The 7,650-nt window shown below is 56.0% G+C and carries 6 protein-coding genes and 1 pseudogene; 2 read left to right on the top strand and 5 right to left on the bottom strand.

Features of this window, described 5'->3' with window-relative positions:
- Window positions 1–135: pseudogene (locus B3759_RS07650) on the bottom strand (alkene reductase); the annotation flags it as partial.
- A gap of 115 nt (window positions 136–250) precedes the next feature.
- Between B3759_RS07650 and B3759_RS07645 the strand changes: the two are divergent.
- Window positions 251–613, top strand: a complete 363-nt coding sequence (locus B3759_RS07645; RefSeq protein WP_291365224.1) for a winged helix-turn-helix transcriptional regulator — start codon at window positions 251–253, stop codon at window positions 611–613.
- Between the two features lie 39 nt (window positions 614–652).
- Here B3759_RS07645 and B3759_RS07640 read toward each other — a convergent pair whose 3' ends face one another.
- The gene (locus B3759_RS07640) at window positions 653–1,555 is read right to left on the bottom strand and encodes a helix-turn-helix domain-containing protein (protein WP_291365222.1); all 903 of its coding nucleotides are present in this window, start codon (window positions 1,553–1,555) and stop codon (window positions 653–655) included.
- A gap of 138 nt (window positions 1,556–1,693) precedes the next feature.
- Here B3759_RS07640 and B3759_RS07635 point away from each other — a divergent pair, with 138 nt between their 5' ends.
- Window positions 1,694–2,452 (top strand): SDR family oxidoreductase, encoded by a 759-nt coding sequence (locus B3759_RS07635; protein ID WP_291365220.1) that lies wholly within the window; start codon window positions 1,694–1,696, stop codon window positions 2,450–2,452.
- Between the two features lie 247 nt (window positions 2,453–2,699).
- Here B3759_RS07635 and B3759_RS07630 read toward each other — a convergent pair whose 3' ends face one another.
- Genes B3759_RS07630 through B3759_RS07620 form a run of 3 tightly spaced genes read right to left on the bottom strand, consistent with a single transcriptional unit; the run spans window position 2,700 to window position 7,560 of the window.
- On the bottom strand, window positions 2,700–4,646 hold the full coding sequence (locus B3759_RS07630) for a response regulator (protein WP_291365218.1): 1,947 nt from the start codon (window positions 4,644–4,646) through the stop codon (window positions 2,700–2,702).
- Window positions 4,643–6,436, bottom strand: a complete 1,794-nt coding sequence (locus B3759_RS07625) for an ATP-binding protein (RefSeq protein WP_291365216.1) — start codon at window positions 6,434–6,436, stop codon at window positions 4,643–4,645. Before B3759_RS07625 ends, B3759_RS07630 begins: the two co-directional genes overlap by 4 nt.
- 2 nt (window positions 6,437–6,438) lie before the next feature.
- A complete protein-coding gene (locus B3759_RS07620; protein ID WP_291365214.1) occupies window positions 6,439–7,560 on the bottom strand; it encodes a response regulator in 1,122 nt (373 codons plus the stop codon).
- Window positions 7,561–7,650: the final 90 nt, after the last annotated feature.

Below are 7,650 nucleotides of genomic sequence, written 5' to 3'. Positions count from 1 at the left end.
ATACTCGGCCATCAGCGCGTTGGCGATGTCCCCGGGCTGCGTGCTGCGGCAGCGTGTCAGCGGTGGCAGGAAGATCCGGTTTTCAAGAGATAGATCGCCCAGCTGCACAGGATCGAATAAAGAAGACGAAGACATGATCAACCTTGTTTACAAATGCAGGACATCCGTCCGGCCTGCATGTAAACATTGACCCACCCTCTGGTGTGCGCAAGAACGCACATAAACCGCCACTAGTGTCAGGAATGATACCATGCCCCGCATTCGTCACACCACGCTGGCCTGTAGCCCCGGTTGCACGGTGGAAGCCACGCTGGAACTGTTTGGCGGCAAGTGGAAAGCGCTAATCCTGTATCACCTGTTCGAGGATGGAGTGCTGCGGTTCGGCGAACTACGCCGCCGCCTGCCCAACGTCACGCAGCGGATGCTGACTAATCAGTTGCGCGAACTGGAAGCAGACGGGCTGGTATCACGCACCGTCTTCCCTGAAGTGCCGCCGCATGTGGAATACGCCCTGACCGAGTTGGGAAAGACGCTGAAACCGGTCATTCAGGCCCTCAAGGCATGGGGCGATCGATATGCGCATTCGGTTCAGCGGAACAAAGATGGTGATTGAGATTGACCGCGAAGAGTTGTGGAAATCAAAAAGATGGTGTCACAGCTTTCTGTAATCACGAGGACTGACACCGGTTTCCCTGCGAAACACCTGCGCAAAATGGCTTGGGCTTTCATAACCAATGGTCAGGGCGATCTCGATGATAGACTTATCGCTCTGACACAGAAGTTTTTTCGCCTGTTCGACACGCTGTCTTACAAACCAGCGTGACGGGGTTTGTCCCATAGTGTTGTGAAATGATCGGCTGAAATGAAACCGGCTCATCCCACACAGACCAGCCAGAAAATCCAGATCGAATGGTTCGGCGAGATGTGCCTCCATATGATCAAGGGCCTTGCGGAGTTTCCATGCTGGCAACTGTGCAGGTTTGTGCGTGCGGGTAGAATGTGTTTCTGCATAATGGCGCAGAAGGTGAATGGTCAGACTTTCCAAAAGTCCATTCACGAATAACGAGCTGTTTGAATAAACTCTCTGCATCTCATTCGTCAGACCTGTCAGAACGCCAGATACAAACGCATCCTGAGCAGCTGAAATATCACGCATGCGGAGCCGTAACGGATTCAGTCCAAGAGATCGGGCCGCCCGGTCCACCAGAGTAAGCCCCAGATAGAGATGCAGGACTTCAAACGGGCATTCCGGACGAACCTGCCAGCGCATAAGATAAGGCGCATCAGTCTGTGTCAGGAAGAATGATCCTGTTCTGACCTCGGCTTTCGTCCACTCACCTGTCAGTTCGCGTTCCTCGATCTGAGCTTCTCCAGAGATGACCCAGACCAACAAAGGTTCGGCCACCGCCGGAACCAGCACCTCTTCTTCCTGTTGTGACCGACGGAATATCTGCGCCTCTGCCTCTTTCCATGCCTCCCCCCGGCTTTGCCCGATTTTCCGACCCGGAATGCGGTCCTCTAGGGCATAACTGGCAGCACGCAGCGAGGAACGCATTCGGTTTACCTTTTGAAGGTGTCATGAGGCGACCTGACATCGCACAGAAGCACAAAATCACGATAGTTTCAGCAAAAGGACGAGAGAAGCCTAACTCCGTAGCCTCTACATGTTTTTCGACTGTTTTAAACGGAACACATGGAGATTATCATGAGCATCAGAGGTAAAGTTGCACTTGTTACCGGGGCCTCGAGTGGAATTGGAGCGGCAACAGCACGCAAACTTGCAACAGAAGGCGTTATTGTCGGTCTGGCGGCCCGGCGCAAGGACCGTCTGGAGGCGCTGATGACGGAAATCACCGATGCAGGTGGAAAAGCTGTTGCCCTTCCAACCGACGTGACGGATCCAGCGTCATGCAAAGCTGCCGCAGATACTCTGATCGCCCAATTCGGCAGGATTGATGTGCTGGTCAACAATGCGGGCCTGATGCCTTTGTCCAGCATTGACAGTCTGAAAGTGGACGAGTGGAAGCGGATGGTGGACGTAAACGTATCGGGCGTTTTCAATGCAACGGCAGCGGTTCTCCCACAGATGATCGCGCAACATTCGGGACATATCTTCAACATGTCCTCGATTGCGGGTCGGAAAGTCTTTACGGGTCTGGCCGTTTATTGCGCCACCAAGGCCGCTGTCACGGCGTTCTCGGATGGGCTTAGGATGGAGATCGGACCAAAGCACAATATTCGCGTCACTTGTATCCAGCCGGGAGCTGTGAAGTCAGAACTGTACGAGCAGATTAAAGATGCCGCTTACCGCAAACAGATGGATGATCTGGCGGCTTCCATGACATTTCTTGAAGGTGAAGACATTGCTGACAGCATCCTGTTTGCACTGAAATCACCGGCCCGCATGGATGTTGCAGAACTGTTCGTTCTTCCCACCGAACAGGGATGGTGAGTATCCGAACACTGGTCGCAGAACGAGTGACAGGAAGGTCGTCTCTGTCACTGAGGCTTGTAGTGGGAAAGCCGCTTAAACCTCAGTGACAAAAGCTCGTGGCTTTGGGGAGATATGCCAAAACCAGTATGGGGAAATCGGGGAAATAAGTCTTGAGTGCGATTTCACTCAAGCATTATGGCATCGGCCTAATAGGAGTGTCCGCTTCTGATGTTTCAATATCAGGAGCAGACCTTCTTATTTCCCCTTACTTCCCCGGAATAAGATCTTCCACCCCGGACAGCAGGGCCTCCCGCGTAAAGGGCTTGGCCAGCACACGGGCATCAGGGGGCAGAATGGCGCGGTCAGCAAAGCCCGTAACAAAGATCACCGCCAGATCAGGCCGAAGAACCGCGATCCGACGAGCGCATTCGTCGCCATTCATCTCCGGCATCAAGAGATCCATCACCACGAGACCAATATCCGGTCGGGAACGAACCAGATCGAGCGCTTTTGCTCCGCTATGACTTTCCAGAACCCTGAAACCCGCCTTTGCGAGGAAACCCACGGTCACCGCGGCCACGGCAGGATCATCATCCACGACAAGGATACTGCGCTGATTACCATGACTATGGTGCGTTTCCGTCGGACCCGGCTGTATGGCTCCCTGACTACCGTCCTTGCTGATTGCCGGCAGCCAGAGTTCGATGGAGGTTCCGACGCCGGGATTGCTGGAAACCCTGACATCGCCGCCGTTACGCTGCACGAAGCCGTACACCATCGGCAGTCCAAGCCCGATGCCGGAACCGACTGATTTTGTCGTGAAGAACGGCTCAAAAATACGAGCCTGTGTTTCCGGTGTCATGCCAACACCACGATCCGCCACGGAAACGACAACGTAATGCCCCGGCGGTAGTGGTCGCCCGGATCGTCCGACCACCATGTTTTTCGGCTGATCATCCGGACTCAACGTTACCGCTTCGGCCGAAATGATGATCTCTCCCCCTTTCGGCTGAGCATCACGAGCGTTGAGGCACAGATTGACCAGAGCGACTTCCAGCAACGACGGATCGGTGGACGCCTGCGGCAACTCTTCATCGGGGAGCCTGAGCCGAACCGGGACAGCGCGTGAACCACCGCCGCCAACACTCTGCGCCAGCAAACCCTGCATCTGTCCCAGCAGTTTCGGCACGTCTACCGGTCGACGGGCAAGATCACGCGGGCGGCTGAAATCGAGCAGTTTCTGCGTCAGCACTGCTCCCCGACGCGCGGCATCCATCGCATTGGTGAAGAGACGGCTGATATTGGGATCGGTCGGAGGCTGCATATCCTGAACAAGTTCAAGAGAGCCCAGAATGGCAGTCAAAAGATTGTTGAAATCATGGGCAATGCCGCCAGCCAGCGTACCGATGGCCTGCATCTTGTCAGCCTGACGCGCCCGTTTTTCCATTTCGATCAGATCAGTGACATTCTGGTCGATCAGGACCGAGACGGGATGAACGGCAGATGTATCCGATGGCAAAGCCAGTTCAATCCGTGAAATCCGATGCCAGCTTTCACGCCCATCGGGGCCGACCCGTCGCACACCCGGAAATTCATCAACTGTGTTGAGATTATCGGCGCTTCTTGTTTCAACAGGCACATCGCCCAGCAGAGCGGTCTCGGCCTGTCCAATGCACTCCTTCAATGGCCGACCAAAGGCCTCCGCCGCCAGTGCATTTAGTCGCGTGATACGCCCTGCCGTATCGGTAATCGCAAGTCCCAGCGGGAGATTGTCGAACAGGCTCCTCAACAGGGCGCGTTCCGTATTCAGTTCACACCGTGTGCGATATCCGGCAGCCGCTTCCCGCACCATGGCCAGCAGGCTGCCTGCTTCCCACGGTTTTGCGGCGTAAAAGGAAATCGCTCCGCGATTGAGTGCGGAAACCACCGTATCAAGGTCGGCATAACCGGTAAGGAGAATTGTCCCCGCATCCGAGATTTTACGGGCTTCGGTGAGGAAGACGTCACCGGTCATGTCACGCATGCGTTGATCAGAAATGATGACTGAAATATCTGAATGATTACGAAGAAGGGTCAAGGCTTCCTGTGCAGAGGAAGCCTGAATGATCACAAATTCGTCATCAAGCAGATCAGTGAGCGCAATCAGAATTTCCGGCTCGTCGTCAACGATCAGAATCTTATCCTGATGAATGCCATCCTGGATCGCGTTCATGGCAACTCTCCCACAAGAAAAGCCGTTCCTTCTGCTGTTTCCGGGGGCAGATACGGGATCGCTACAGTGAAACAGGCCCCACCCATGGAAGATTTGGAAACCTCAATCGTTCCCCCATGAGCCTGCACGATGCCGTATGCCGTGGCAAGGCCAAGGCCGGTTCCTTCACCAACGGGCTTTGTCGTGAAGAAGGGCTCGAACACACGCTCGCGCATGAAGGGAGAAATACCCGGTCCATTATCGCAGATGGAAATGACGTAATGAACGGCTGTTCCATCCTCTGCATCGCACAACGCCGTGCTGATATTGATCAGCGGAATTCTCTGATCACTTTCCGGCAAGGAAAGCAGGGCATCGGCGGCGTTGCTGATGATGTTCATCACGACCTGATGCACGAGCGCCACCTGACAGCGGAGAACCGGAGGGGCATCGAATGCGAGATCGACCTTGATATTTTCAGAAAGTTTTGGAGACAGCAATGCGAGGACCGTGTTGATCGCATCCGGGAGATCAACATCTTTAAACGCACCCTGATCCAGTCTGGAAAAACGTCTCAGACTGGACACCAGATCCCGCATGCGCCCAAGCCCGATCGAAGTCGCACCGAGACGATCCTGCCCTTTCTCCAGCAGCGCCCGGACAGTCTCGACATCTCCCTTATCCAGCGCCGACAAGGCCCCTTCCAGAGTGCGGGAAACCGTCGTCTCATGCGCAATGACAAAAGCGAGGGGATTATTGAATTCATGCGCGATGCCGGCAACCAGTTCGCCGAGAGACGCCATCTTCGCTGACTGCACAAGCCGCGTCTGCGCCTCAATGAGTTTGCGGTTGGCCGCACCGAGTTCGTCGTTGGCCTGTTCCAGCGCATCCGCCAGAACCGTTTTGGCCCGCGCACCCTCCATGGCCGCATCCCGCGCAGCGCGTTCGGCCTCGCTTCGCAGGCTCTCGTCCAGAATAGCCTTGCGATAAAGCAGGCTACGGACATGAAGAAGCAGAATCTCGGGGGTGACTGAAGACCCGACGCAGTCATCCACTCCCGCATCATACGCCGCAAGGACATCCGGCTCTTCATCGCCACCAAAACCGAGCAGACGTGGTGGCGTGATCGTCGTAGCGAATGACGTATAACGCTGCCAATCAAGCATACGGCAAAAGGCCAATCCATCGAACGCACGGGAGGTCAGGTCCACCACCACGCAATCCACGGCGGGCAGCCAGAAATCGGGTGCGCCAGCCAGTGTCGAGGGATCAAGCAGGATCGTATCCACGCCTTCCCCCCTCAGCAGATCGACAACAGGCGGCGTAGTATCTACCGACCCAGAGGACGCAGGCCAGTGACGCAATCTCCCATCTCCCACCGTAGCAATCGCCACGGTTGGGCGTCTGAACCGCTCCTGCATCATGGCCTGTGCGGTAATTTTCAGGCCACGCAACAACGTTTCGATCCGCAGGGCGAGAAAGGCTGGGGTCACAGTGCGAGAAACACAGACATCAATGCCAGCCCTGAAGGCTTCACACATCATCGGTTCATCATCGGTCAGCATGATGATGGGCAGCGAACGTGTCAGTCTGTTGAGACGAAGCTGACGCGCCATCTTGCATCCCGTCATACCGGGCAAGGAAAATTCAGTAATCAGAATAGCGGGCGGCTGCTGATCAAGACTGTCAAGCGCTGCCTCGGCATCTGCGACAACATTGACCTCATAGCCGTGCCCGGTCAGTCCTGCGGAAAATCGATCCGTTGTCTCAGACTGTCCAACCAGAAGAACGAGAGGCTTGTGATTGCTCATACCTATGCACCGGACACTGCCTGTTGCGCGCTGAGACCATCCAGCAACGTCACGAGGTGACTGACATTCGCATACGCATCCGCAGCCCCGATCCTGACTGCGGTAAAAGAACTGCGGGCAAATGGGCACAATGCGGGCAATTCCACGAAGGCACGCCCCCCTGCCCGCTTCAGAAGGGAAAGGCCAGCCGCCCCCGAGGAGTGAAGCCCTCCCAGCATAACCGCGACCGTCTCTTTTGCCGCCACTTCAGCCGCCGAGGCGAGCAGCACATCAAAACCATTTTCCCCCGATGGGGTCAGAGGTGCAGCCCAAGGACCATCAGGCAGTCCGGCGAGAATGACACCCTTGTCGTCTGAAGCCACCACCCGCGGCAGAGCCGAAGCCACCACGACATTCAATGGACCAGCCTTCAGAGGCTGCCCGGTAGCAAGGTCCGCCAGCTTTGCACCGTTTTCAAATGTTTCATCCAGCCAGCGCACAAACTCTGGCAGCAGAGAAGGCGGAAGCGCTGTCACCAGCACAACCGGGATGGAAGCAGCGAGATCACAGTCCTGATAGACACGCAGAGCCGATCCAAGCGCCCCTGTCCCCGCCATCAGAAAAAGAGCCTTAACCGGGAAGGCTGAAGCACCCGTCTGCGCTTCCGGCGCATCCTGGCGTGGCTGCAATTCCTTCGCCTGACGTGCAAGACTCACAACCCGGGCAAGGGTCTCTGACGAGGAAAGTGCGGCTTCCGTCCTCATGACAATATCAAGCGCACCGGAGCGAAGACATTCAAACGCCCGATCAAGATCCTCTTCCCCAACATCAGCCATGATGATGATCGGAACCGGGTGCCTGACCATGATGGAGCGCGTGGCCTGCAATCCATTCATCCCGGCAAGGGATGACCGGAGCAGGATCACATCCGGAGGCGAAGTCTCAAGGGTAGTGAAAACATCCTCAGCATCTTCCGCCTCGAGGCAGTCGGAACAATCCGGGCTGGCGGCAAACACACGACGGACAAGCGCACGGATTTCGGGATCATCGTCGGCCACCAGTACACGCACCGGCGGTCCTTCCGGAGTAGCCTGACGTATAACCGCTGTCGGCTGTGAAAAGACCTGATCTGCTGTCGTCACCATTTGACTCCCGTGAAGGCGCTCTGTTGCACGCCTGCAACTCCATCTCACTGCGACACAATAAACGGGCCGTGAAACAGTCTGTTCCGGGTT

Source organism: Acetobacter sp. UBA5411, assembly GCF_002409645.1.
Classification (GTDB): Bacteria; Pseudomonadota; Alphaproteobacteria; order Acetobacterales; family Acetobacteraceae; genus Acetobacter.
This window is presented reverse-complemented; position numbering and strand designations above follow the sequence as displayed.